This is a genomic window from Candidatus Magnetobacterium casense, assembly GCF_019173545.1.
GTDB lineage: Bacteria > Nitrospirota > Thermodesulfovibrionia > Thermodesulfovibrionales > Magnetobacteriaceae > Magnetobacterium > Magnetobacterium cryptolimnobacter.
The window spans coordinates 1-1,077 of record NZ_JABXWD010000782.1 but is presented as its reverse complement, the minus strand read 5'-3'; the positions used below and the strand labels follow the sequence as shown (position 1 = coordinate 1,077).

2 protein-coding genes are annotated in these 1,077 nt (G+C 49.7%); both read right to left on the bottom strand.

Annotated features, from left to right (window positions below; genetic code table 11):
• A partial coding sequence (locus HWQ67_RS19480; RefSeq protein WP_218254357.1) for a CdaR family protein occupies positions 1-534 on the bottom strand: 534 nt, incomplete at its 3' end.
• Positions 531-1,077: diadenylate cyclase CdaA (gene cdaA, locus HWQ67_RS19475; RefSeq protein ID WP_218254356.1), on the bottom strand; the 547-nt coding region annotated here is incomplete at its 5' end. The genes cdaA and HWQ67_RS19480, both read right to left, overlap by 4 nt.

Below are 1,077 nucleotides of genomic sequence, written 5' to 3'. Positions count from 1 at the left end.
GCGTATATTAACCGGTTGTGTCTCGATGAAGCCTATATTTTTCAAGTCACGCTTATAGCCCTCTATGCTAATCTCCTCCGGGGAGACTATCGTATCTGTCACCACAAATCCCCGCTGGGGCTGTCCCTTGATGACCACTTTTACAGGGACGATTTTGGCAATGGTCTCCTCCATGTGGACGACAACATGTGCGGGGGTAATCTTGTTGACGGTTACGGAGGCAGGAACCTTTACGTTTTCTTTACTGAGGTTCACTATGGTCTCACCGTTTTTGGCATTGGACAGATCCACGTAGATGCTGATGTCCTTTGGGTCAATGTTTTTGACCAACCGCTCCTGACCCTTTACGCTGATGTTGACAAAGTTGCTGCTTGATTTCACGATCTCAAACCCCTTGGGGATATTCTTATACTCCAGGGGTAGTTCAAGGATAACGTCCGATTGTCCCTTAAGGGTTACAAAGAACCACAGTAACAGCGCAAGAACAAGGGTGATGGCCTTTAGTTCCATGTTATCGGTGAGGAGCTTTTTCATACCTTCTTCTTACCCGCCTCTGTGAAGATATCCGTCAATTTTTCACGGATTTGTACCATGTCGAGTTTTTTCTCCATTTCGCCGGCGTTTGCTATGGATATGTCGCCCGTTTCCTCGGATACTATCAGGACTATAGCATCGGTCTCCTCAGTGATGGCAAGACCGGCCCTGTGTCTTGTCCCCAGCATCTTGTCTATGTCCGGCCTGAAGCTGATTGGCAGGAAGCAGCCTGCGGCTACAATCTTGTTGCCCTTGATTACCACTGCCCCGTCGTGGATTGGTGAAGTGGGATGAAAAACGCTCAACAACAACTCCCTGGTTATGCGTGCATCCATAAGAGTCCCGATCTCTATGTAATCCTTGAGGGTTGTCTCGCGCTCAAGCACAATAAGGGCGCCTATCCTCCTGGCCGAAAGCGACACGGCCGCCTTGACGATCTCATCGAGCGACTTGATCTCTTCAGCCGAGGTGAGGGTAAAGAACGACGCCTTTCCCATATGCGCCAACGCCTGACGTATCTCCGGTTGAAACAGGATTACCACC